The sequence below is a fragment of the Paenarthrobacter sp. AMU7 genome, assembly GCF_041200195.1.
Classification (GTDB): Bacteria; Actinomycetota; Actinomycetes; order Actinomycetales; family Micrococcaceae; genus Arthrobacter.
Window position 1 is genome coordinate 4,614,107 of record NZ_CP165735.1, and the last position, 23,393, is coordinate 4,637,499.

Below are 23,393 nucleotides of genomic sequence, written 5' to 3' on the forward strand. Positions count from 1 at the left end.
ACGACGTGTTCCCTGCAGTCAAATACCCTTCGTCCTGAGCCCGAATCGGGGAGGACCCATAGGACGCCTATTTCGCTGGTGAGTACGACAGTTGCCTTGTAGGGGGGATTTCCGGACTCGGCTACAGTTACGCGGTCCCCGGCGTGGAAGTGCAACCAGTTCTGTCCAAGGCTGTGCTGGGCCAAGGGTCATCTTCCTTTCTCTTCTACAAGGGCTGCCTTGCGTCCACACGGTTTGGCCCGCCGGCCTCGTGGTGTTCGCCCGGCATGCCTGCGTAGTGCCATGCGTATTCGGAGTACGCTGCCGAAAACTTCCGGATGGCAGCCCGCAAATAGTTCAGGGCCAGCTCCCTTGGTGATTGTCGGATTGTGGGTCCTGCCTGCAGGGTTCGCATTGTCTATCCCGCTCCCGTGTTGTCCGTATCGCGGAAGAACGGCTCATGCTTCCCAGTCCTGATTTGAATGGTTTTGATCTCGGTGAACTCGTCAAAGCCTGCCTGGCCCATTTCCCTGCCATACCCGCTGTTTTTCACGCCTCCGCCGGGCAGTTGAGGGGCCCCGTCGATCGTCGTGTTGATCCATACCGTACCGCTGCGCAGGGCGCGTCCTACGGATAGAGCTGTGTCGATGTTCTTGGACCAAATGGTGTTGGCCAGCCCAAACTCGACAGCGTTGGCAAGGGAAATGGCTTCATCAGTGCTGGCGAACCGGGTCACGGTGAGCACGGGTCCAAAGATCTCTTCGAGGAAGGCGGGATTTGCCGCGTCCACCTGGTCGAGAATCGTTGGTGCGACGAAGTAGCCCTGCCGAAGTTCTGCCGTGTCGAGCTGCGTCCCGCCTGTGATGACTTTCGCTCCCCGTTCCTGAGCCACGCTGATATAGTCCAGAACGGTTTTCAGGTGGTCGGCGTGGATCAAAGCCCCAATGTCGGATTCCTCATCCAAGGGTTGTCCTACAGCGAGCCGCTGGGCGCGCTGTACGAGGGCAGCCAAGAATGTCTCTGCTATGTCCTCATGAATCAGGAGCCGGGCTCCGGAGACGCAGCACTCCCCCTGATTGAAGAAGACGCCGAACAGGACGCCTTCAACTGCTTCGTCGATGTTTGCATCGGGGAAGACGATTGTTGCGGCCTTGCCGCCCAGTTCCATGGAGAGCCGTTTGCTGTTTACCCCGGAGGCCTCAATGATCCGCCGGCCTACCGTGGTGCTGCCTGTGAACGACAAAACATCGATGTGTTCCGATTCCGCGAAGTGCTGGCCCACCACTGAACCGCGGCCGGTGACTACGTTGAATACGCCCGCGGGTACCCCTGCCTCTGTAGCCAGTTTCGCTATTTCCAGTGTTGTTCCGGAGGTGACCTCAGCGGGCTTCGCAACGGCTGTGCAGCCCGCGGCCAGCGCGAAGGGGAGTTTTTGCATCAGCAGCAACAACGGAAAATTCCAGGGCGTGATCATTCCTACGACACCGGCTGGTTCGCGCGTTACAAGTCCGGTGAACCCTGGACCAAGGTTGGTGTGGACGTCGCCGTGCATGGTCAGTGCCAAAGCGGCAGCGTATTCGGTCAAGCCGATGCTGCCCTGGACGTCTCCTCGTGCAAGGCGCAGCGGTTTGCCGGTTTCCTCTGCCTCGATGCGGGCCAGTTTTTCAAAATCGCGTTGCATCAACGATGCCAACCGATTCAGGATGCGGGAGCGGTCCTGCCCGGACAGATGAGGCCAGGTACCTTCGTCGAAGGCGTCGCGGGCTGCCTTGACTGCTTCTTCGGCTTCTTCTGCTGTACCGGAAGAATAGCGGGCAACCAGCTGGCCGGTTGCCGGAGAGTTGCGGTCCACTGTCTTGGAACCCTGGGCACGTACGCTGCCGCCGATGTAGTGGCCGTAGGTGCGGAACGGGGTTTCCGTGGTTGGTGTTTGGACGTTCAGATCGACGTTCACGTCAGTCTCCTATCGATGGTGAGCGGGGCTCGGGTGCGGCCGGTTCTTGGCGCTGAGTCGATACTTAGTCGGAACCGGAGGGGATTGGCGCGTCCGGTCTCAGCAGACCGTTGTCGCGCAGGTCCTGCCACAGTTGGTCAGGGATGCTGAGTTTCAGGAACTCAGCGCTGTTCTGTTGTTGCTCTGGGCTGCGCGAGCCGATGCAGATGCTGGTCACGGCAGGGTGGGAAGCAGCGAATTGAAGGGCGGCCGCGGGAAGCGGCACACCGTGGCTGTTGCAGATGACCTCAATGCGGCCCGCACGGTCCATGACGTCCTGAGGGGCGGGACCGTAGTTGAATTTTGCCCCCTCCTTTGGACCGGTTGCCAGTACTCCGCTGTTGTATACCCCGCCCAGCACGACCCCGATGCCTCTGATCTCACACAGGGGTAGCAGATCATCGAGCGGTTCCTGTTCCAGGAGCGTGTAACGGCCGGCCAGCAGTACGCAGTCCGCATCTGTTTCCTTGATGGCAGCAAGACAGACGTCGGCCTCGTTTACGCCGATACCAACGGCGGTGACGACACCCTCATCCCGGAGCTTGGCCAGGGCGGGAAAACCCTCATCGACTGCCTGGCGGAACATCTCAGGTTGATTGCCGCCGTGGGTATAGCGGTCGATGTCGTGCATGTAAACGATGTCGAGGTGATCGGCGAGCAGTCTTTTCAGGCTGTCCTCAACGGAGCGCATGATTCCGTCATAGGTGTAATCGAAGGCAGCCGCAAAGGGGGCAGGATCCTTCCATAATCCCGAGTCGATGGTCGACGGGTTTGCGGGAGTCAGAACTCTCCCGGCTTTGGTCGACAGGACGTAATCGGCCCGGGTGCGCCTTTGTAGGGCACGGCCCAGCCGCAGTTCGCTGAGCCCGTGCCCGTACAGCGGTGCCGTATCAAAAGTACGGATACCCAGGTCCCACGCCTGATCGACGAGTTCGGCCGCAGAGGCGTCGCTGATGGGTCGGATGAAATTACCGATGATCGTGGCGCCGAAGGACATGGCCGTAAGTTCAAGGTGGCTTCTGCCCAGGGGATGTTTACGCTGTGCACGCATTTCGGGTGTCCTAGGATCGCCGGCCTGCCGTTGCCGGCTGAGCACCGCTTGAATAGTGGGGTTGGACCGGCTTTCCGAGCTTGGCTGACTCGTAGATCGCGGCGATGATTTCCAGTGATTTCAGAGCCTCCTCACCGGTGACGGCTGGTTCGGTGTCATTGAGGACTGCTGATACAAAGTCCGCAACCTGCAGCCGGTGGAAGGGCATGAGTTCCGCGTTGATCTGGGCGATGGGGATGTTGGTACCGAGGCCCTTGTCGAAAAGGTCCACGTGGTCTTCCTCGCCCGGGATGGCCCAGAGATCGCAGACGCCGGCCGCTCCTTCGGGGAATTCGCTGACGCTGGCCGATGCTCCGTTGTGGCCGATGATGTGTACTCGCGCCCCGACGCTGGGGTTGGCTGCGGTGGTCGCGTGGACTGTGGCGACGGCGCCTGATGCGAAATTCAGGGTTGCCACGGCGACGTCTTCGACTTCGATTTCGCCGGTGAAGACCAGCGTGCGGATCTGTGCGCTGACTTCGACCACGTCGCCCATGTACCACTGAAGCAGGTCGATGTAGTGAATGCCCTGTGTCATGAGGACCCCGCCGCCGTCCGTTTCCCATGTCCCGCGCCACGCGGCAGAGGAATAGTATGCCGAATCCCTGTGCAGCAGAATTGAACAGCTTCCCAGGATGGGCTGGCCGATCCGGCCGTCATCGAGAGCTGCCCGAAGTGCCCGGGCAGCTGGCCAGAAGCGGCGCTGGAACAGGACACCCAGTTTCACTCCGGCTTCGTGCGCCGCCACCGTCATCCGCCTGGCGGACTCCGAGGATATTGCTATGGGCTTTTCGCACAGAATGTGGACCCCGCGACTGGCGGCTTCGACGACTACCTGCTCGTGGGTCGGATGGGGGGTGCAGACACTAATGATATCCACGTTCAGGTCCAGCAATTTAGCAATGCTGTCGACCGCATGTGGGATCTGCCGGTCGGATGCAAACTGTTCCGCTCGGCCCAGATCGACATCGCAGACACCAATGACTTCGGCGTCTTCCAGTGACTTGTAGGCCTGAAAATGGTTATCGGAGATGTTGCCGCAGCCGGCAATCCCGACTCGTAGCTTCTTGGTCATATCATCTGCTCCTTGGCGTCTTCGCCTTCTAGGTAATGGGGTGGTCGTGGTGGGTGAGAGTGCTCTTCCGGCGCTGCTCGGGCAGGAACCCTCATGCGGGTTCAGGCGACTGCGGTTCCGCGTCTGCGGTCGACTGTTGCGGCGATCGCCAGGATGACGATGAGGCCGTAGAGGATGGGCTGGTAGGCGGAATCTACGCCGACGAGGTCAAGTCCGACCCGTAAAAGGGCGATGACCAATGATCCGAGCAGAATCCTGCCGATTCCTCCGACTCCCCCTGATATCGCGCATCCTCCGACGATGACGGCGGCGATGCTTGGCAGCAGCAGCGAGTCGGATGTTGTCGCCCCGGCAGATTGGAGCTGAGCTACCTGGAAGACGGCGGCTAGGCCGGACATCGCACCGGACAGCGAGAAGATAAGGACCACTACTCTCGTGGTGCGGATGCCGCTGAAGGCTGCTGCGCGCTCGTTAAACCCGATGGCTCGGATCCGGCGGCCGAGGGGGAACACTTTCAGGACGGCCATCAGCGCTGCGGTGAGCAGCAGGACGATGAGGAAGGAGATAGGAACTCCGTACAGGCGGAAGGAGATCCATTCAACGTTGCCGTATCCGGTGGTCACGAGGATGGAATCTGCGCCGGAGAGCCAGAGAGCGAGGCCGGCGAAGACACCGAGGAACCCCAGGGTGACGATGAATGACGGGAGTTGGGTGCTGACATGGACGACGCCGATGAGGAGGCCGAGAAGCGTTGACACGATCAGGACTGCTGGCACGGCCCCGGGGCCCATGCTGTCCAGCATCTTGGCCAGCAGGACGCCGGTGAGGCTTGCCAACCCTGCGTTGGCCAGTGTGATGCGTCCGGTCAGGACGACCAGTCCCTGGGCGATTGCCAGCAGCACCAGGGGCGCGGATTGTTCCAGCAGGGACATCAGGCTGGGGAACCGAAGGAATGAGCTGTCGTAAGCGCTGACGATTATGACCAGGACGATCAGTACGAGCACCGGAGCTATGCCTAGAGTGTGGAGCTGCTTTAGTCTGCTGGTGGCCGGACCCGCGGATGCCGCTGGGGTCTTGTCTGCGGTCACGGAGTGCTGTCCAGTCATGGTCAGACCATCTTTTCGAGTACGTCGGTACGGTGAGGCCGGTTTCCGGGGCTGCTCGCCATTTCGCCGGTGATGCGTCCGTCTTTCATCGTCAGAACGCGGTGGCTCATGGAGATTCCCTCTTCGAGGGTGTCTGCGATGAGCAGGACAGCCAAGCCTTTAGCTGCCAGGTCCCTAATCAGGGCATAGACGTCTGCTTTTGCCCCCACGTCTAGGCCTCGGGTGGGAGTGTCCAGAATCAGGAGTTTGAGGTCAGGATCCAAAAGCCATTTGGCCAGGACTACTTTTTGCTGGTTGCCACCGGACAGGTTGCGGATGGAGGTGTCCGGGGAGGGCGTTTTGACGCGCAGGGTCTCTATCCAGCCACGGACTGTTTTCTTTTCCAGAGCGGGATTGAAGAATGGGCCGGAGCTGACGCGATCGGGGTGAGCCAGTGTCAGGTTCTCCGCTACGCTCATGGCAAGCACGGCGCCGTCCACCTTACGTTCGGAGGGGATGTAGCCGACTCCCTTGCGTACGGCGTCTGCCGGAACCCGGAGCGCCAGCGGCTCGCCGTCGAGCCGGATCGTGCCTCCTGTGGTTGGGATTGCCCCAAAAATAGCCCGGCCAATGTCTTCACGACCGCTTTCCTGCACGCCCATAAGGCTGACAACTTCACCTTGGGCAATAGTGAAGGAGACGTCGTGAAACGACCTGCTTGAGAGGTTCTTGACCTCCAGGCGTGCCGTCGACCGGGCTTCAAGCTGCTTGTTTTCGTGGTAGTAGCCGGCATGGTGTTCGTGTCCGACCATCATGGAGAACATTTGGTCCATCGTCACCTCGCCGGGGACGCATTCGCCGACTACTTCTCCGTCGCGCATGACATATACGCGATCGCAAATCTCCAGGACTTCTTCAAGCCTGTGGGACACAAAGACGACACTGGCTCGTTTGCGGAGTTCGCGCACGATCCGGAAAAGCGTTTGAATCTCCTCGTGTTCGAGCACGGAAGTGGGCTCGTCGAGAAGGATCACAGGATCATGGCTACCCCGCTGGCCCGATGCCAGGGCTTTGGCGACCTCGACCATCTGTCGTTTTGCGAATGACAGATGGTGCGTGGGTGTCTCGGCTTTCAGCCCTCCACCCACAATGTCCAGGTATTCCTGCGCACGTTGGTTGAGCTTTGACCATCGGTAAACGCCCTGTTTGACCGCATCGCCTTCGTTCCCGAGCAGAACGTTCTCCCCCACGGTGATATTTTCCAGCAGTGATTGTTCCTGGAAAACCATAGCGATGCCGCGCTTGTTGGCCTCGGTGACGCCCCGCAGGACCACTTCCGTGTCCTGGGCGAGCATTGTCCCGCTGTCCGGGCGCTGTATTCCGGTGAGGATCTTCAATAGTGTCGATTTTCCGGCGCCGTTTTCTCCGATCAGGCCGACAACTTCGTGAGGTCGGACTTCGAGAGATACGTCCTTCAGGGCGCGAACGCCGGGGAAGGACTTGGAGACTTGGCGCAGTTCCAAGGCAGGAGCACTGTTCATTTGACGACTCTCAATCTCTGTCGGGAACGCCAGAGGGCGATCGTGGCAGCGACGAGGACAACCACGCCTTGGACTGCCTGCTGGATATAGGAGCTGACGCCACCGAGAACCATGGCGTTGGCTATGGCCACAATGACGATGACCCCAACCACGGAGTGGATCACCCCTCCCCTGCCACCGGTCAGGAGAGTGCCGCCGATGACGATTCCAGCGATGGTGGTGAAGAGCAGACTGCCGCCGATGCCGACGTCCCCTACTCCCGTCCTGGTCGTGGCCATCACAGCGGCGAGTCCCGCGGCGGCACCTGCGATCACGAAGGACAACGTTCGGTACTTTTTGACGTGGATGCCTGAGAGCAGGGCTGTTTCTTCGCTGCCTCCGATGACGTAGGCATAGCGTCCGAATCGGGTCCGGGTTTGAAGGAACCATCCGATGGCCACTACCAGCACGGCAAGCCATACGACGCCCGCAACCCCTGCATAGGTTCCGTTGGCCAGATCGCGGACCCCGTCGTCAAGAACGCGTGGAGGCTTCCCGCCGAAGAGGAGCAGTCCGATCCCGAGTCCTATCTGCCAGGTGCCTATCGTGACGATGAATGAAGGCACCCTGAGGACGGAGACCGAAAGGCCGGCCAGAAGTCCCAGGGCCGCTCCGACTGCGCATCCTGCCGGGATGACCCATAGCCCGAGGCTGAGGGTATTGCGGTCATTGGCCAGAAGCAGGGCACTGCTCAGTGATGCCGCAGCCATGACCCCTGCCACGGATAGGTCGATTCCGCCCATCAGGATGACAAATGTCAGGCCGACAGCGACGACGACCGGGATTGCGCTTTGTTCTGCCACCGCCCGGATGTTGTTTCCGGACAGGAAGGCCGGATTCACGAACAGCATTACCAGCACGATCATGAGCAGGACGATCAGTGCGGCAAATGGCACCCTATCGGAATGGGCGGCGATCCATCCCTTAGGGCTTTTGGTCAGTTGCGGGTCCGGTTTTGCCGGTAGCTCTGTCGAAAGCTTCTCGGTCACTTGATCGGGTCACCCGTCTGGGACCAGATATCGGACAGGTTGAATTTCGAGATGTCAGCCGGATCAGGGACGCTGGAAGTGGTGGATGAGGTTATCGCGGGCAGTGCTTTGAGGTAGAAGGACCGGTGTTCCTTCGGTTCCTTGGCTGGGTCGAATTCCCCGGTGGCGGCCGCCAACCCGATGGCCAGGCCGTAGGAGGCCTGCGCGGCGGCCGTGGACTGTGTCGTGGCAACGTAGCCCGTCTGCGGGTTCTCGACATTCTTGACCGCCTCGGCCAAACCGTCGATACCGCTGACCTTGATGGCGCCCTGCTTGCCTGCGTTCTTCACGGCCTCAAGCGCACCGAGGGCCATGGCGTCATTAGCTGTCCAAACGCCGCCTATTTTATCCCCGTATTTGGTCAGGAAGGTCTGCGTCACGTTCTGACCCTTGGTACGGTCCCATTCTGCCGTCTGTTCCTCCAGCAGGGTGATACCCGGGTACTCCTGCAGTGCTTTCTGCAGGCCAGCAAAGCGCTCCTTGGCTGGCGGGTTGTCCAGGATGCCTTGAAGGGCGACGACCGAGCCTTTGCCGCCCATGCTCTCAAACAACGCCTTGGCGGTGTCGTAGCCCTGCGGGACGCCGTTCACGGACATGTGGGCCACCCAGTGAGCCGAGCTGCTCTCGGGGCTCAGGCCGTCAGGCTTGTTCCACTGGGTGACCAGCCAAGCGCCGGCCTTTTCGGCTTCCTTGACCACGGAGGGGACTACTGAGGACTCGTTGGCGTCAAGGTTGATCACAACGCAGTTGCCGCCTTTGGCCAGGATGGACTTGATCTGCCCCAGCTGCTTGGAGGAGTCGCCGTCGCTGGCAATCCACTGGTACTTGGACTCGAGGCCCTTGGATGCAGCGAATTTACGGGCGGCTGCATCGATGGAAACGTAGTACTCGTTTTCGAGGCCACGGCCCGACTGAACGAGAGTGACATCCTCCGGCTTGCAGCTACCGGCGGTCTTCTGCGTGTCCTGGCCTCCGGAGGTGACTGCACCGCCGCAGGCGCTGAGCGTCAGCATCGCCGCGATAGCCCCGGCGGTGCCGGCGACGCGAGAGAATCGGAAAATCTCCATTGGTTGTTCCTTCTCTAAAATTTGGGCTGTTCGGAGTTGAACAGGAAAACTGGTTCACGCTGCGGGAGTAAGACACACGACTGGGTTGTCCTTGGCTGCTTGCGGACGGCCTGGGCCGCTGCAGCTCCGGAGGGGTTCCTCGGTGTCTGAAGCCCCATCCTAGTAAGCGCTTACTCTGGGCCTGTTTCAATGATTGTTTATTGGGAGGGGGTTTTATTTAGCTTGAAAGTAAGCGCTTACTAAATTCAAGCACAGTGATCTTGCTAACACAATAGGGTGGGGATGTTTGTTTCTAATGCGCCGGGGGTGGCGCGGTGGAGTCCCTGATGACTACTTCTGCTTTTACCAGGGGTACCTCCGGTACCGCGTATCCGTTCAGCCTTGCCCGGAGGATTTTCCAGGCTTGTTTACCGAGCGCAGCGCGGGGGGTGACGGCCGTGGTCAGCGCAGGGTGCGTAAACTTGGCGAACACGATGTCATCGAATCCGGTGACCGACATGTCCTCGGGTACGCGTAGCCCGCGCTCCCGTAGACGTGCGAGTACACCGCTGGCAACCAGGTCATTGAAGGCGATGATGGCGGTCGGGCCCTCTGCCAGAACTGCGTCTGTTGCGTCATATCCGCCCTCGATGGTTGGTTCGGCTGACAGCGCCGTCGCTTCCAGGCCCATCATCCGGGCCTGTTCGATGGCGCGCCAGCGCTCCTGGTTCTGCCAGGAACTGGCTGGGCCGGCGAGATAGACAGCTTTTCGGTGGCCCAATGATGTGAGGTGATGGCAGATTTCAAGCATGGCGGAGAAATTGTCTACCCCGACCGTTGGAAGGTCCACCCCGTATTCGACCCGGTTAATCAGCACAACGGGGCTGTTGTGGGCGACAAGGGATTTCAGCCCTGTCACATCCATTCGGGAGGACTGAACGATGAGGCCTCCGGCCTGGGAAAGCAGATCTTCGCACATGCTCAGCTCCGTTGCAGGATCGCCACCAGAATCGGCGATGAGCATCCGGTAGCCATCTTTGGCGGCAGCGGCCTGGGCGGAACTGATGATGTCGTAGAAGTAGGGGTTTCCCAGGTCTGGGACGACGACGCCGATGCTGCGGTGGTGCCCTGAAGCCAAGTCCCGGGCTGCACCAAACGGACGGTACCCAAGTGTCGAAGCGACGCGTCTGACCTCGGCTGCCATGGTCGCGTTCACCGATCCGATCCCTGCCAGAACTCGGGATACTGTCGCTGTGGAGACGCCAGCTTCCTTCGCCACCTGGTCAATAGTGACCCGCTGTCCGTTCTGCTTCACATTCTCGTCACCTACCCTTTTCCTTCGGCCCTTGCGGGCAGGGGCACGTCTTGCCGCAGTGTCAGGATGACCAGCACCTTTGGGAGGTGCCGCCCCGGGTGCAGAAGGGGAAACTTCCCCGCCCGGGACGCTGTACGCCGAACCAGGGGTTGTCACACCCGTGGCCGAAAGGCTTTTCTTCACCGCGGTCACCTTACCAGTAATGGCAACCTCGGAACCTTCTTCGTTTGGTGCCCCCGGCACAGGTACCAGCTCCTAGTTCGATGCCCTGATCATATCGACCGCCTTCTCGGCGATCATGACCGTCGGTGCCTGCGTGTTGGAGCTGACGAGCTTGGGCATAATGGATGAGTCAACCACCCGCAGAGCCTCGATGCCGTGCACCTTCAGTTCTGGCGAGACGACAGAGTCGTCGCTGGTTCCCATGGCGCAGGTTCCCACCGGGTGGTAGGACGTCCGCCCGTGGGAACGGACGAACCGCACATACTCGTCCTGTGTGTTGACCTTTTCTCCGCCGGCAAGATGCTCGGCTTTGATGTGCGCCGCCATGGAAGGCTGTTCCATGATGGCCCTGCTCTGGCGCACCCCTTCGATGGCCATCTCGACATCGTAGTCGTCGGCAAGGAAGTTTGGGTCGATCAAAGGTGAAGCGGAGGGGTCAGCGGATGCCAGCCTGACAGTGCCGCGGCTGCGTGGACGAACGAAGTAGGAGTTCAAGGTGGCGCCGAAGCCTGGTTGGACTGACGCGATTCCAGCCTCCACCCCGGCCGCGGGAAGGAAGTGGAACTGCAGATCCGGGGTCTTCTCGCTCTTGTTTCCGTAGCTGAAGCCGCCGGCCTCGACGATGGTGGAGGCCAGGGGGCCGGACTTAAATGCCAGGTACTGGACTCCGGCAATGGCGGTCGCGGTCCTGATTCGATTGAGCCGGTCCATGCTGCCGTAGAGGTTCAGTTCATAGATGATGTCCAGGTCGCAGTGATCCTGGAGGTTTTTCCCGACGCCAGGCAGCGCGTGCACCGTGTCCACGCCGGCAGCTTTGAGGTCCGCCGGGTCTCCAATTCCGGAGAGTTGCAGGAGCTTGGGGGAACCAAAGGCACCCGATGAGACAATCACTTCGCGGCTCGCGGTGTACGTTCGTGCCGTCCCGTTTTCGATGACTTCAACCCCTGTGGCACGCAGGCCGGTCATCACGACGCGCTTGGCCGTGATCGACGTGCGGATCACGAGGTTTTTCCGGTTCCTGGCAGGACGAAGGTAGGCCGTAGCTGCGCTGCATCGCTGCGAGTTCCTGGTTGTTGTCTGATAGAAGCCGATGCCGTACTGGTCCGCTCCGTTGAAGTCGCCGTTGTAGGGCAGACCGAATTCCTGGCCCGCGCGCACGAACGCCCTGGACAGTTCGTGAGGGTGAGCCAGATCCGATACACCCAGCGGCCCCTCCGTTCCATGGAAGGGTGCTGAGAGCCGGGAATTCGACTCGGACCGGATGAAGTACTGGCGCACTTCCTCGGCTGACCATCCGGTGCAGTCGTAGTCCTTGGCCCAACTGTCATAGTCCTCGGAAACCCCACGGGTGAAGACCTGGGCGTTGATGGAGCCGCCGCCCCCGAGTACTTTGCCCTGCGCCAGCGGTATCTCACGGCCGTTGCAGTGCTTTTGAGGGACACTGACATAGCCCCACTGGTAAGGGCCTGCGGTCAGCTTGGCGAAACCGGCAGGAACCTGGATGAATGGGTGGCGGTCGGATCGGCCTGCTTCGAGCAAAAGCACTCTCACGCTCGGATCCTCGCTCAGACGGCCGGCCAGGACGGAGCCAGCGGTGCCGCCTCCAGCGATCACATAGTCGAAATTCTCTTCATTTGCCACGGAATCTCCTTTGATTGAACGGGCGGGGGGGGTCGATAGTAAGCGCTTACTCAATGCTCTTTGGTGCAGCTCTCCTTGTCAAGGAGGGTTTTGTGGATTTCGGTCAATTCGAGAGTAAGCGCTATCTTGTCTAGGGACGGGCTGAACCTCTTGGCGACCCTGGACGGCCTAGAGCGGTGAGGCATTGGACCCTGACTCCAGGGTTTAGGAGCGTTGCAGGTTTTGCGCGAGCATCCGACCTGTGGTTTCCAGAAGGGCGGAGGCGTTTTCCAGACAGATCTGCAGGTCGGGTTCAAGGTCGCGGAGAGTGTAAGTCTTGGAAAACCCTGCGGCCTGGAGTTCCTGTCCAGTGAGGTTTGTACTACCGCATACGGCAATAACTGGGATGCCTCTTGCCATGGCAGCTTGCGCAGTGCCTACCGCGGCCTTGCCACCCAGGCTTTGGTGGTCCAGCCGGCCCTCCCCGCTGATGAGGAGGTCGGCGCCGGCCAGCCGGTCCTGGAAGTTCGTCAAATGATGGACAAGTTCCACTCCGGATTCGCGGTGTGCGGCCAGGGCAGCCATCAGGCCGAATCCCACTCCCCCAGCTGAGCCGGAACCCGCGGCCCTTATGGCTTGGGACGCGCTGGGCCCGATTGCCGTGCCCAACACGTGGGCAAAGTGAGCCAGGGCCCGATCCAGCTGTTGAACGTCCTGCTCGTTAGCCCCCTTCTGGGGTCCGAAAACGGATGCTGCGCCGCGCGGCCCCAGTAATGGGTTGTCCACGTCGCTGGCCAGGACGAACCGTGCCGACCGGACGTGCTTGTCCAAGCCGTCCAGCTTGACGCGGGCGATATGTGCAAGAGCCGCACCGCCCCTTGCGACGGGTTTGCCGTCAGCGTCCAGAAATTCTGCGCCGAGCGCGACGAGAAGGCCCGCTCCCCCATCGGTGCCGGCGCTTCCTCCGGCACCGATGATGACCCGGGTACAGCCGCGGGCCAGCGCTGCCCGGATCAGTTGCCCTGTTCCAAAGGTGGTCGATCCCAAAGGATCGAAGGTATTCCCGGGAAGCAGTGCCAAACCTGAGGCCTGGGCGAGTTCGATCACGGCCTCGTGGTCCCGAGTTGCATACGCAGCTCTCACAGGAAGGCCGGTCGGGCCGGAGACCATCTCGAAGTGTTTCGTGAAGCCGGCCGCAACGGCGGCATCCAGAGTTCCTTCCCCGCCATCGGCTATGGGGATTTCCTCGATGACAGTGTCCGGTAAGGCTGCCTTGATTCCGCGTCCGAGGCTTTGAACGGCCTCGGACGCGGAAAGGGAGCCCTTAAATTTGTCGGTTGCTATGACTATTCGCATGTGCTTCCTTCGCACCGTACAGCAGGTGCACGGAGTAGGGCGGGTAGGCGGGCTGAGGACCACTGACAGGCCCGTCCTCCTAGGCCCGGCCTGTCACAGGTTTTCACGCAGAGCGTGCTCTCCCTCTTTTTAGTAGACGGCCCTGCCTCCGGAGAGGTCGAAGACGAACCCGGTCGTATAGGACGCTTCAGGTGAGGCGATGTAATCCACCAAGGCCGCTGCCTCGGCCGGTGTCCCCAGGCGCCCCATAGGGATTCGCTGGAGGTCTTGAGGTGTTGGTGCCTTGCCGCTGATGAAAGGAGTATCGATCTTGCCAGGAGCGATCGCGTTGACCGTTACCCCTGTTGTTGCATACTCCTTGGCCAGAGCTTTCACCAGACCGATGATGCCCGCCTTGCTCGCAGAGTATCCGGCCATCGAGGGCACGCCTTCCTTGCCTGCCGTGGAGGAGAAGTGGATTAGCCGCCCGTAGCCGTTTCCGACCATGAGCGGCAGGACCGCCTTGGAAAGGGCGAAGGCGCCGGTCAGGTTGATCCGGACGAGCCTTTCGAACTCCTCAATCGTTTCCTCTGAAGAGGGCTGGACCTTGCCGAGGATTCCGGCCGTGTTGACAACAACGTCCAGGCCGCCGAGCAGGGACGCTGCCTGCTGGACTGCGGCATGCACGGATGGGCTCTCTGCGATGTCCACGGATAACTGGGGGTGCCGGCCTTCCTTCCCGGGCCACTGTGCAGAAGGAAGGTCAGCACGGATCACTGCGTTCCCGTTTCTGCTGAGTCGGTCAGCCGTGGCCTGGCCAATACCGGAGGCCGCCCCAACCACCAGACAACGCAGTTGCGCCGTCCGGTGGGTGTCGAAGGGAACGCTCTCCTGTTCCTGGCCGGCGAGGCCGATGGTGCTGCCGGCCGCCATGATCACAGCCCCTGTGCGCGGAAGTATGCCGAAGCCCGGGCAGCGGACGCTTCCGGGTCCGGGAACAGGCCGATGCTGTTCGCCGATTCAAACAAGTCAGCCAGATGGACCAATGAGCGGCCCGATTCGAAGCCGGCGAGCATGCGGAAGTGGCTTTGCCATCCGGTCAGGTAGCTAAGCCAGACGACGCCCACCTTGTAGTACTGCGTGGGGGCTTCGAAAATGAGGCGGCTCAGCGGAACTGTCGGTTCAAGGATCTGGCGGAACCCGGTGACGTCTCCGCAGTCAAGTTTAGCGAACGCCGCGGATGCGAAGCGGGGCACCGCAGCGAATGCGCCCAGAAGGGCGTCGCTGTGCCCGTGTTCATCCCCCACAACGAGGTCGGCGTAGTTAAAGTCATCGCCGGTAAAGAGGCTGACTCCTGCGGGGAGCCGGCGCCGGAAGTTGACCTCGTGGTCCTTGTCCAGCAGCGAGATCTTGATGCCCGCGACCTTGTCCTTTTTGGACTCGATGAGCCCAAGAACTGTGTCGGAGGCGTCCGGGATGGAGTTGTGGCCCCAGTATCCCTCGAGGGCGGGGTCAAACATCGAACCAAGCCAATGCAGGATGACTGGATGCTTTGCTGAGTCAAGCACCCTGCCATAAACCTCAAGGTAATCATCTGGACCCTTGGCGGAGAGGGCCAGGTGCCGGCTGGCCATCATGACAACGCGGCCTCCCGCGTCCTCGATCTCGGCCAGCTGCTCGATGTAGGCATCCGCGATGTCTCCCAGGGGATGGGGACCCGGGGCGAGCTGATCGGTTGCGATTCCCACAACGACCAGGCCGTCAACGGCACGTGCTTCGGCCAGCGTGCGCCGGGCGAGGGTGAGTGCTTCCTTGGACCCGAGGCCCATGCCCCGTTGAGCGGTATCCATGCTTTCGGCGATGCCCAGGCCGAGGCCCCAGAGTTCATGGCGGATCTTCAGTGTCGCGTCCCAGTCGATGGCTGAAGATGCGGCGCTTGCCAGCAGGGGGTCGGCCACGACGTGACCCGCGGCGTAAACGATGCGGGACGTCGGCGGTGTGCTGCTGGTTTCCAGGTCAGCTGGTACCGAGAGTTTTATTGTCCGGTGCTGCCCGTCAAGTGCGGGCAGGTCGATGTTGTTCATGTGAGTTTGCGCTCCAATTCGTTCACGGGTTCAGCAACGTAGCGGTCGAAGCCGGCTACAGTGCGTTCAATGATGGTTTCCAGCGGCAATTTCCAGATGTCGTCGTTGAAAATTTCAACCTCCACGGCTTTGGTGTAGCCGGCGCGGCGAACAGAGGCGGTCAAGGATGCCAGATCGATGCTGCCTTCTCCCGGAAACAGCCGACCGTTCATGTTTTCAGGAACCGGCAGGGGCAGCGCGAAGTCACTGACTTGGTACCCGGCGATTCTCGGACCGGCTTTCGCGACGTCGATGTGGAAGTGGGAGTCCCAGTATGTGGCGTAAGCATCGATGAGTATTCCGACCGTGTCAGCTGGCAGATCCTCAATGACCCGCAGAGCCTGACCGATTGTGGTGACAATGCTCCGACTGTCCACAAACAAGGGGTGCAGCGGTTCCAAGGCCAACCGGACACCGGTGTCCCGGGCAAAAGGTTCGAGCTCCTCCAGCGTGGTGCGCAGCCGCTGCTCGGCGTGGGCGATGCTGCGGTCATTGGCCGGGAGACCGCCCGCGATCAGGGTCAGCATTGGGCTGCCGACCTCGTGGGACAGGTCAAGGGCCCTCTTGACACCGTCCACAGCCGCCCGCAGTTCTGCGCCTTCTTTGTCGGCCAGGAACCCGGCCCGGCACACCGAGCTGACCGACAAACCAGTGTCGGCGAGCAGCTGCTGAGTGCGGGCAATGCCGACCTCTTCGACCGGGTCGATCCAAAGGCCGATGTGGCGGATGCCGGCCCGCGCCGCTGCTTCAGCGGTCTCGATCAGCGGGTACGGGCGGGTGGTGGCCTGGTTGAGACTTAGCTCCATGATTCTCTCCTCGTGTGCTGCTCTGATGTGGACCTGCCTGCCCATGCGGGCAGACTGGGAGACGGCCGTGGCGATGTGACGGGTTTTACCCGGGAAGGCTGACTCACGAACGGTCTCCGGTAAGGGCCGGTACGGGCTCTGGCGTTGTCGTGGAGATTGGTTTTCCGAGTTCGTCCAGGGGTGTCCTGAATGTCTCTTTTGCCGTAAGAGCGGTAAGGACCGCGAGTATGGAGATGATGGCGGAAATGACCGCAACGGGGAACCAGTCACCAGGCTTACCTGCAGTGAGTGCCGTGTAAACGCTGGGGGCAAAGCCTGCGGCGATCAGGCCGAGCTGAAGACCCAGAGCCATACCTGTCTGACGGACCTTGAGGTTGAACATTTCCGCGAAGAACGACGGGTACGTGGCATTGATTGCTGCGTAAGCGAACGTTACCGAGAGGAATCCTGTGAGGAACAGCAACGGGACGTTTCCGCTTTGGATGGAGCCGAAGTAGGCGAAGATCATCAATGCACAGCCGACGTTGCCTGCAATGAAGACCGGTTTACGTCCGATCCGGTCCGACAGCATTGCCAACAAGGGCTGCGTCACAAGTGCACAGACATGGCTGACGATAAGAACCCAGAGCATGGTGCTGCGCGGAATTCCATAGACGCCGGTGGCCAGGGAGAGCGCGAAAACCTTGATGACGGTGTCAATGGCAAAGGCCAGTGAGCAGAATGTCACTCTGATGATGGAGCCCCAATGAGAGCGGAACACTTCAACAATCGGCACCTTCACCAGTGCGTGTTCCTTTTGGGCCTCAACGAAGGCTTCGGGCTCTTCCAGCTTGGCTCGGATGATAAATCCTCCCAAAGTGACTAAGGCACTCAGCAGGAATGGGATTCGCCATCCCCAGCTCAGCAGCTGGTCTTCCGGCAGCGCTGATATCGGCAGGAAGATGAGTGTGGCCAGAATAAAGCCGGCGACAATTCCATTGGGCGCGAAGCTTGTGAAGAAGGCGCGGCGCCCTTCAGGTGAAACCTCGATGGTGAGCACTGTTGCGGCCGCAGTCTCGCCGCCGACGGAAATGCCCTGCAGGATTCGCAGCGTGACTAGCAAGATGGGTGCCCAGATGCCGATCTGGGCATAGTTGGGCAGGCAGCCCACCAGGAAGGTGGCCGTTCCCATGAGAACGAGGATGAACACCAAGACTTTCTTCCTGCCAATCCGGTCCCCGAAGTGCCCGAGGAGGATCGCACCGATCGGCCGGGCAACGTAAGAGACTGCAAAGGTGGCCAGGGCGGCTATGGTCGCGACGCCGCCTGACTCGGGGAAGAAGATTTTCCCGAATACGAGAGCAGCGGCCAGGGCGTAGATGTAGTTGTCGTAGTACTCGAGCGTTCCGCCGGCCATGCTGGCAACGGCGGCGCGCACAGGACTGTTCTTCTTCGCGTCCGGAGGGTGGGAATTAGCGTGCTGCAGCGATTTGTTCACTGACGTCTCCTTCATTGCAGATTCAGTTGTAGGTGCCCCTGAGGGGGTGAACTAGGGGATGATGATTGTTTTCCCGCGCCCAAGATGTCCGGCGGCGTACGAGGTAATAGCTGCAGGTGCTTGCTCCAGACCATGGACGAGGTCGTTGGGCAAAGCAGCGAGGCCGTGAATGGCCAGAAGCTCGGCGGCCGTGCGGAGGTCTTCTGCCGTGTAGCAGAAGGTTCCCGTGAGGGTCAGTTCATGATGGACGAGGTCCTTCGCGGGCGGCACGGTTCCCCCTTCAGCAAGACCGGCCACGCAGATTGTGGAGCCCCGCTCCATCAGGCCCATAACGGCGCCGATGGTCGTGCCGTTCCCTACAGTGTCGATGGCGACATTCCAGCGTTCCGCCGGTGTTTCTCCCGGGGCGATGGCAGTGACACCGTACTCCTCGATCGTTGCCCTGCGGAGGGCATCTGGCTCTACGACGGTCACGCTGCCGGCACCAAGACTCCTTGCCTGCAGGGCACACGCCATACCGATGGCTCCGCCTCCGATGATGCCCAGCCGCGCGCCGGAGGTGACTCCGGCACGCGAGCAGGCATGGACACCGACGGCCAGAGGCTCAACGAGGCCCAAGGACTTCGGGTCAGGGTTCCCGGGGACAGGGATGGTCTGAACTGCATCAACAGTAATTTGCGTTTGCAACCCACCGTCGAGGTCGAGGCCCATCAGGCGACGCTCGCTGCACAGTGCACGGGAGCCTGTAGCGCACTCAGGGCAGTTTCCACAGACTATGTTGGGGTCAACGGCTACTAACTGTCCGACGCTGCGGTCAGCGACAGTGGCACCGACTTCTACGATGGTGCCGCCGAACTCGTGTCCAAGAACGGTCCCGGCAGGCACGCCGGGATAGTCGCCCCTCCAGATGGTCACGTCAGTGCCACATACGCCAACGCTCTCGATGCGTACAACTACCTCGTTCGGTGCGACTGTCCGGGAGGACTTACGCCCCCTGAGATAGAGCTGTTCCGGTCCTGTCCAGCAAACTCCGCGGGTTTGTGTCAGGGCCGTCCTCATGGGGCCGGCACCAGGGCATCCTGATTACGGGAGCCCAAACCGCGCAAGGCAGCGTCTGCTGCTCGCCGGCCGAAGACGAGGCCGAAGATGATTCCACCCACGTAACGCCGGTCCTGGGCACCGCCGGCATCAGCTCCAGCAGCAAAGAGTCCGGGAACCGGCTGGTTGTCCCGGTTCAGGACCTGGCCGTCCCCGTTCACGCGGAGACCGCCGAAGGGGATGGTGATGCAGGGCTGAAGCTCGACGGCACGGAACGGACCCGTCTTGAGCGGGCTCGGACGTTCCGGCAGGGGTGCGTCCAGGCTTACGGATTCGCCCGCAGTAGCGCGCTTGTAGTTCTCCAGCGTGCTTGTGAGACCTGCACGGTCAACGCCCCAGCCTGCCACGACCTCGATCAGCTCTTCCAGAGTATCGGTTTCGGCGGTGCGGGCACCGAGCTTGGTTGCTTCAGCGTGACGGTTAAGAGCCATGCCGCTGGGGTACGGCACGGCCAGTGCGCGGTTCTGCTGGACTTCGTCATCCCAGATCAGGACTCCTCGCTGACCCGGCTCGCGAACGACAGCCTGGTTGGAGACCTCATCGCCGAGGGATTCATCCGTGAAACGCCGACCGAGGCGGTTCACCATAATCCCGTAGGCCGAGAAGTAGAGGGTCAGACGGAGGAACACTTCGGGGGAAACAGGCAGTGGGCTCGGCAGCGTGTGGCCATAGAACCCCGAGAGGTGCCGGCTGGCCGCGCCTCCTGCTGCAGCGCCAAGGCGGAAGCCGTCACCAACTGAATTTGGATTGCTACGGACAGCGATGTCGTCCGCTCCGTTACCGATGAATTTTTGCTTCAGCTCGGGGTCTCCCTGGAACCCTCCGGTGGCCAGGACCGTCGCTGTGCCGGACGCCTTCTTGGTTTCACCCTCGTGAAGGAAGGTCACACCGGACACGCGGCCCTCGTTGAGGATGAGGTCAACGTTACTGACTCCTGTCAGCATGGCACCGCCGGTGCTATTTACCTTCGAGGACCACTTCGCAATGAGATCATGAATGTCAATTTTGCAGGCTCGTCCCCACTCCAAGTGATCGAGCCACTCGTCGGAAACCTTCACGTCAGCGTCGCGTACGTCCTGCACGGCCTGCTCGTATCCTTCGACAACAAGCGGCCCGAGGACAGGATCGCCATCGGGCTGGATACGACGAAGAACTTCCAAGTTTGGGGCCGTCCAGAGGATGCCGGCGGAAAGAGCGGCAGATCCCCCCGGAGCGTCACCCTTCTCCAGCAGCAGGACACGTCCGCCAAGGTTGGCGGCGCGATTGGCCGCCGCGAGTCCCGCTGCTCCGGCTCCAACCACGATCAAATCGAAGGGCTTTGAAAGGTCCGTCATGTCTCTCCTTTTAGCTAGTGTGGATAACGTTTGCCGCTGTTTCCGTCAGTTATCAACTGGCAATGGCAAAGGTTTACCATTAAGCTAATGTGAGACGGGCCACCCTGTCAACCAAACTCCCCGCAAGCCCTACCTGAAAAGATCCGGTTAGGCTGAACGAGAAAGCACCGAAGGAGCCGGATTATGGCGACACTGCGCGAAGTAGCCGAACTAGCTGCTGTCTCCGTTGCCACAGCTTCCCGTGTCCTCAACGGGTCAGCGCATCCGGTCTCCTCAGACATACGCGCAAGCGTGCGAACAGCCGCCCAAACGTTGGGGTACACGCCGAGCGCGGCCGCTCAGGCGCTGAAGCAACAACGCAGCAAGATCATCGGGGTCATCGCCAGCGACATCCTCGACCCTTACTTTGCAGAACTCACCCGCGGCATTGAGATCGAAGCCGCCAAATCGGGCTACGTCACAATCTTGGCCAACGCCAACCGGGACCCGGAGCAGGAACGAACAAAGTTCAAAGTTCTCCGGGAACATCAGGCATCCGGCATCGTGTTCTGCGGCAGTGACATCGAGGGTTCACCGGGTACGGCTGAACTGGCCCGTGAGGTAAACGTTGCCGTTCGAGCCGGAACCCGGGTTGTAGCACTGGCACCGCGAGGATTCGACTCAACCAAGATCATCATCGACAACGTCGAGGCGTCGTACGAGCTCACACGCTACATGCTGTCGCTTGGTCAACGAAGAATCACCTTTATAGGTGGCATGCCGGGTCTCACCGCGGTCGAACAAAGAACAGAAGGCTACCGGCGCGCGATGTTTGAAGCTCAAGCCCGTCCGCATGTCGTGGGTGGAACAGGGATGCGCCAGGAGTCAGGGCGGGCGGCCATAGAGCGGCTCGTCACAGAAGGGCAGCGTCCGGAAGCGATCGTGTGCGCTAACGATGAAATAGCAGTGGGTGTCCTCGCTTACCTGTGGACTTCCGGATACAGGACTCCTGATGATGTGTCTGTCGCCGGCATCGGCGGCACCCGAGGCGGCGCCGTCTTTGGTCTGACAACCATGACGCTCCCGTTGGTCGACCTTGGAGGCCTGGCTGCAAGCTACATAGCAGATGCCAGCTCCTCACCGCTCGTTCCCGCGGCTCCACGGTTCGAACTCAGCATCGGCTCGACAACCGCTAAAGCGGCGTCTGTTCCGGCCCGCACTCAAGAGATGTGAGTCCGCAGTGCCGGTCTTATGTTCCAACGAAACGCTCGGCATGTTTGAACTGGACGCCACGAAATCTTCGTCCGGCTCTCGCCCGCGCCGTCGAGTTGCGAGCGAGCAAGACGCTAACTATTGCGGCTCACCTTCAACCTATGTTGCATATTGAGCGAGGCTTAATTGAAAATCGCGCCTCCTGTAGAGTGCGTGGTTTCGTAAGCTTTGGGGTTCTCGTCAGCCCATTGAATCCGTGGGTCAGCGGCCTCCTCAGCCTGCGTCTTGGCAAACGGTGAACGGGCGTCTCAAGTTGCGGTCGTTATCTCCTGCAAATCACCCGAGCCGGAGTCACAGAAGATCAACGTGTCTTCAATGCTCCGGCGCATAGTCGGCCTACAACCTCGGTGAGCATGGTGAGGCCGGCAACAATGTCCTCGTCGGTGGTGTACTCGTGCTCGTTGTGGGAGATGCCTTCAACGCTCGGAACAAACAGCATGACCGTGGGAACGAGGTCCTTCATGTTTGTGGAGTCGTGTCCAGCGAGGGTCATGACTTCCTTGTGGGACAGTCCGAGCTCGGCCGCGACCTTTGTCGCGAGTTCCACGCCTTCGGGCTGATACGGAGTCACCGCCCAGGCGTGTGAGCGGTTCTTCTCCACCGTGACGTTGGCAAGCCTTTCGATCTCCGTGATGCGGGCAGGCAGCAGGGCGTCGGCTTCGGCCAGGACGGCTTCATCGGAACTGCGCAGGTCCAAGACCAGATTCACACGTGACGGCACCACCACCGGCGAGTTCGGATACACATTGAGTTGGCCTACCGACGTGTGGAGTACGCCCGGGAAACGATCGGCGAGTTCGCGTGCCGCAACCACAAGCATCGATGCCCCGAGAAGAGCATCCTTGCGGTCTGGGATCACCGTTGAGCCGGTGTGTGCCTGCTCGCCATGCACCACGAACTCGTACTTATTTGCCGCCCAGTTGGAACTGACCAGGCCAATGGTGATGCCCTCGCTCTCCATACTTCGGCCCTGCTCGATGTGGATCTCGGCGCAGTATGCCGCTTCCGGCCCTTCAAACGTTCCGCGGCAGCCGATCGCATCCAAGGCCTCACGCACGGTGACCCCTGCGGCGTCCTTGGTGTTAAGGGCGTCCTGGAGGTCCAGCTTGCCCGTATAGACGGACGAGCCCATCATGGACGGCTTGAATCGGCTGCCTTCCTCGTTGAACCAGTTGACGACGGCGAGGTTGAACTTGGGTGCCGTGGCGGTGGCCTCCCACCGGGACACCAAGCGGAACGCGGCGTGGGCAGCAGCGAGGACGCCATAAGCGCCGTCGTACCGTCCTGCCGTAGGCTGTGAATCCATGTGGGAGCCGACCACCACGAAGGGTGCCCTAGGCACGGCTTCGTAGAGGCCCCACTGGTTCCCGGCGTGGTCGTACTTTACCGTGAAGCCGTGCGTTTCAAGGAGACCTGCGAGCCAGCGGCGCTGTTCGCCGTCGGGAACGGTGGCGGCCTGGCGGTCCACGCCGCCGTTTTCGGTGGCACCGAATGCGCTCATGGTCCGGAAGTCCTGCACGAATGCGGCATCCTGAAGGGTGAAAGGTGTGGTGGTTGTCATGGTCTCCCCTATGAACGGTAGGCCGCGAACGAACTTTCAAACTAAAGTTCAGAGTCGAAGTCAGTTGACTAATGGGTTATTCGGCCTCCGATGGCCATGGCGCAACCGTCGTGGAGGCGGCCCAGAAGAGGCTATACGATCGTGTTCTTGCTCGAACTCTGAAAGTCGGAAGTTATAACCCGTCGGCTTCGCGCATCTATAACTCGGTAAAGGTACGCACGTCGGTCGGACCTCGCCATCTGTACTAAAAAGAGTGGGAAGGGCGACGGGCACTGTACCTGACTACCCTTTGGATAAACCGGAGGTCGATGCCGGAACACCTTTACGGCATTTCGGCATCGCCCCGGGCAGGAGGGCTTTATGAAGGCTCGTCAG

General features: G+C 60.9%; 18 protein-coding genes. 1 reads left to right on the forward strand and 17 read right to left on the reverse strand.

Annotated features, from left to right (window positions below; genetic code table 11):
- Positions 1–397 precede the first annotated feature (397 nt).
- The 16 genes from ABQM86_RS21295 to ABQM86_RS21370 form a co-directional block, all read right to left on the reverse strand.
- Positions 398–1,933: an aldehyde dehydrogenase family protein gene (locus tag ABQM86_RS21295; protein WP_280624931.1), complete on the reverse strand. Its 1,536-nt coding sequence runs from the start codon at positions 1,931–1,933 to the stop codon at positions 398–400.
- A gap of 64 nt (positions 1,934–1,997) precedes the next feature.
- On the reverse strand, positions 1,998–3,023 hold the full coding sequence (locus ABQM86_RS21300; RefSeq protein ID WP_280624933.1) for an aldo/keto reductase: 1,026 nt from the start codon (positions 3,021–3,023) through the stop codon (positions 1,998–2,000).
- 10 nt (positions 3,024–3,033) lie between these two features.
- Positions 3,034–4,137, reverse strand: coding sequence for a Gfo/Idh/MocA family oxidoreductase (locus ABQM86_RS21305; RefSeq protein WP_280624935.1), 1,104 nt, complete (start codon positions 4,135–4,137; stop codon positions 3,034–3,036).
- A gap of 101 nt (positions 4,138–4,238) precedes the next feature.
- Complete coding sequence (locus ABQM86_RS21310) at positions 4,239–5,243, reverse strand: ABC transporter permease (RefSeq protein WP_369745521.1); 1,005 nt, start codon at positions 5,241–5,243, stop codon at positions 4,239–4,241.
- A 2-nt stretch (positions 5,244–5,245) separates the two neighbouring features.
- Positions 5,246–6,763, reverse strand: coding sequence for a sugar ABC transporter ATP-binding protein (locus ABQM86_RS21315; RefSeq protein WP_369745522.1), 1,518 nt, complete (start codon positions 6,761–6,763; stop codon positions 5,246–5,248).
- A complete protein-coding gene (locus tag ABQM86_RS21320) occupies positions 6,760–7,698 on the reverse strand; it encodes an ABC transporter permease (protein ID WP_280624941.1) in 939 nt (312 codons plus the stop codon). Before ABQM86_RS21320 ends, ABQM86_RS21315 begins: the two co-directional genes overlap by 4 nt.
- Positions 7,699–7,787: 89 nt before the next feature.
- Positions 7,788–8,897 (reverse strand): sugar ABC transporter substrate-binding protein, encoded by a 1,110-nt coding sequence (locus ABQM86_RS21325; protein ID WP_369745523.1) that lies wholly within the window; start codon positions 8,895–8,897, stop codon positions 7,788–7,790.
- Between the two features lie 292 nt (positions 8,898–9,189).
- The gene (locus ABQM86_RS21330; RefSeq protein WP_280624945.1) at positions 9,190–10,191 is read right to left on the reverse strand and encodes a LacI family DNA-binding transcriptional regulator; all 1,002 of its coding nucleotides are present in this window, start codon (positions 10,189–10,191) and stop codon (positions 9,190–9,192) included.
- Positions 10,192–10,446: 255 nt separating this feature from the next.
- Complete coding sequence (locus tag ABQM86_RS21335; RefSeq protein WP_280624947.1) at positions 10,447–12,054, reverse strand: GMC family oxidoreductase; 1,608 nt, start codon at positions 12,052–12,054, stop codon at positions 10,447–10,449.
- Positions 12,055–12,258: 204 nt separating this feature from the next.
- Positions 12,259–13,389, reverse strand: a complete 1,131-nt coding sequence (locus ABQM86_RS21340) for a glycerate kinase (protein WP_369745524.1) — start codon at positions 13,387–13,389, stop codon at positions 12,259–12,261.
- A gap of 129 nt (positions 13,390–13,518) precedes the next feature.
- A complete protein-coding gene (locus ABQM86_RS21345; protein ID WP_280624950.1) occupies positions 13,519–14,301 on the reverse strand; it encodes an SDR family NAD(P)-dependent oxidoreductase in 783 nt (260 codons plus the stop codon).
- Positions 14,302–14,303: 2 nt separating this feature from the next.
- Positions 14,304–15,452, reverse strand: coding sequence for a dihydrodipicolinate synthase family protein (locus ABQM86_RS21350; protein ID WP_369745525.1), 1,149 nt, complete (start codon positions 15,450–15,452; stop codon positions 14,304–14,306).
- A complete protein-coding gene (locus tag ABQM86_RS21355) occupies positions 15,449–16,297 on the reverse strand; it encodes a sugar phosphate isomerase/epimerase family protein (protein ID WP_369745526.1) in 849 nt (282 codons plus the stop codon). The genes ABQM86_RS21350 and ABQM86_RS21355 overlap by 4 nt, the downstream gene beginning before the upstream one ends.
- A 103-nt stretch (positions 16,298–16,400) precedes the next feature.
- A complete protein-coding gene (locus ABQM86_RS21360) occupies positions 16,401–17,774 on the reverse strand; it encodes an MFS transporter (protein ID WP_369745527.1) in 1,374 nt (457 codons plus the stop codon).
- Positions 17,775–17,825: 51 nt separating this feature from the next.
- Entirely contained in the window at positions 17,826–18,833 is a 1,008-nt protein-coding gene (locus ABQM86_RS21365) for a zinc-binding dehydrogenase (protein WP_369745528.1), read from the reverse strand.
- Positions 18,830–20,206 carry an FAD-dependent oxidoreductase gene (locus ABQM86_RS21370; RefSeq protein WP_369745529.1) on the reverse strand — a complete coding sequence of 459 codons (1,377 nt, stop codon included), beginning with the start codon at positions 20,204–20,206 and terminating at the stop codon, positions 18,830–18,832. Before ABQM86_RS21370 ends, ABQM86_RS21365 begins: the two co-directional genes overlap by 4 nt.
- 183 nt (positions 20,207–20,389) lie before the next feature.
- Here ABQM86_RS21370 and ABQM86_RS21375 point away from each other — a divergent pair, with 183 nt between their 5' ends.
- The gene (locus tag ABQM86_RS21375; protein ID WP_369745530.1) at positions 20,390–21,418 is read left to right on the forward strand and encodes a LacI family DNA-binding transcriptional regulator; all 1,029 of its coding nucleotides are present in this window, start codon (positions 20,390–20,392) and stop codon (positions 21,416–21,418) included.
- A 340-nt stretch (positions 21,419–21,758) separates the two neighbouring features.
- Here ABQM86_RS21375 and ABQM86_RS21380 read toward each other — a convergent pair whose 3' ends face one another.
- Positions 21,759–23,018 carry a M20 family metallo-hydrolase gene (locus ABQM86_RS21380; RefSeq protein ID WP_369745531.1) on the reverse strand — a complete coding sequence of 420 codons (1,260 nt, stop codon included), beginning with the start codon at positions 23,016–23,018 and terminating at the stop codon, positions 21,759–21,761.
- Positions 23,019–23,393: the final 375 nt, after the last annotated feature.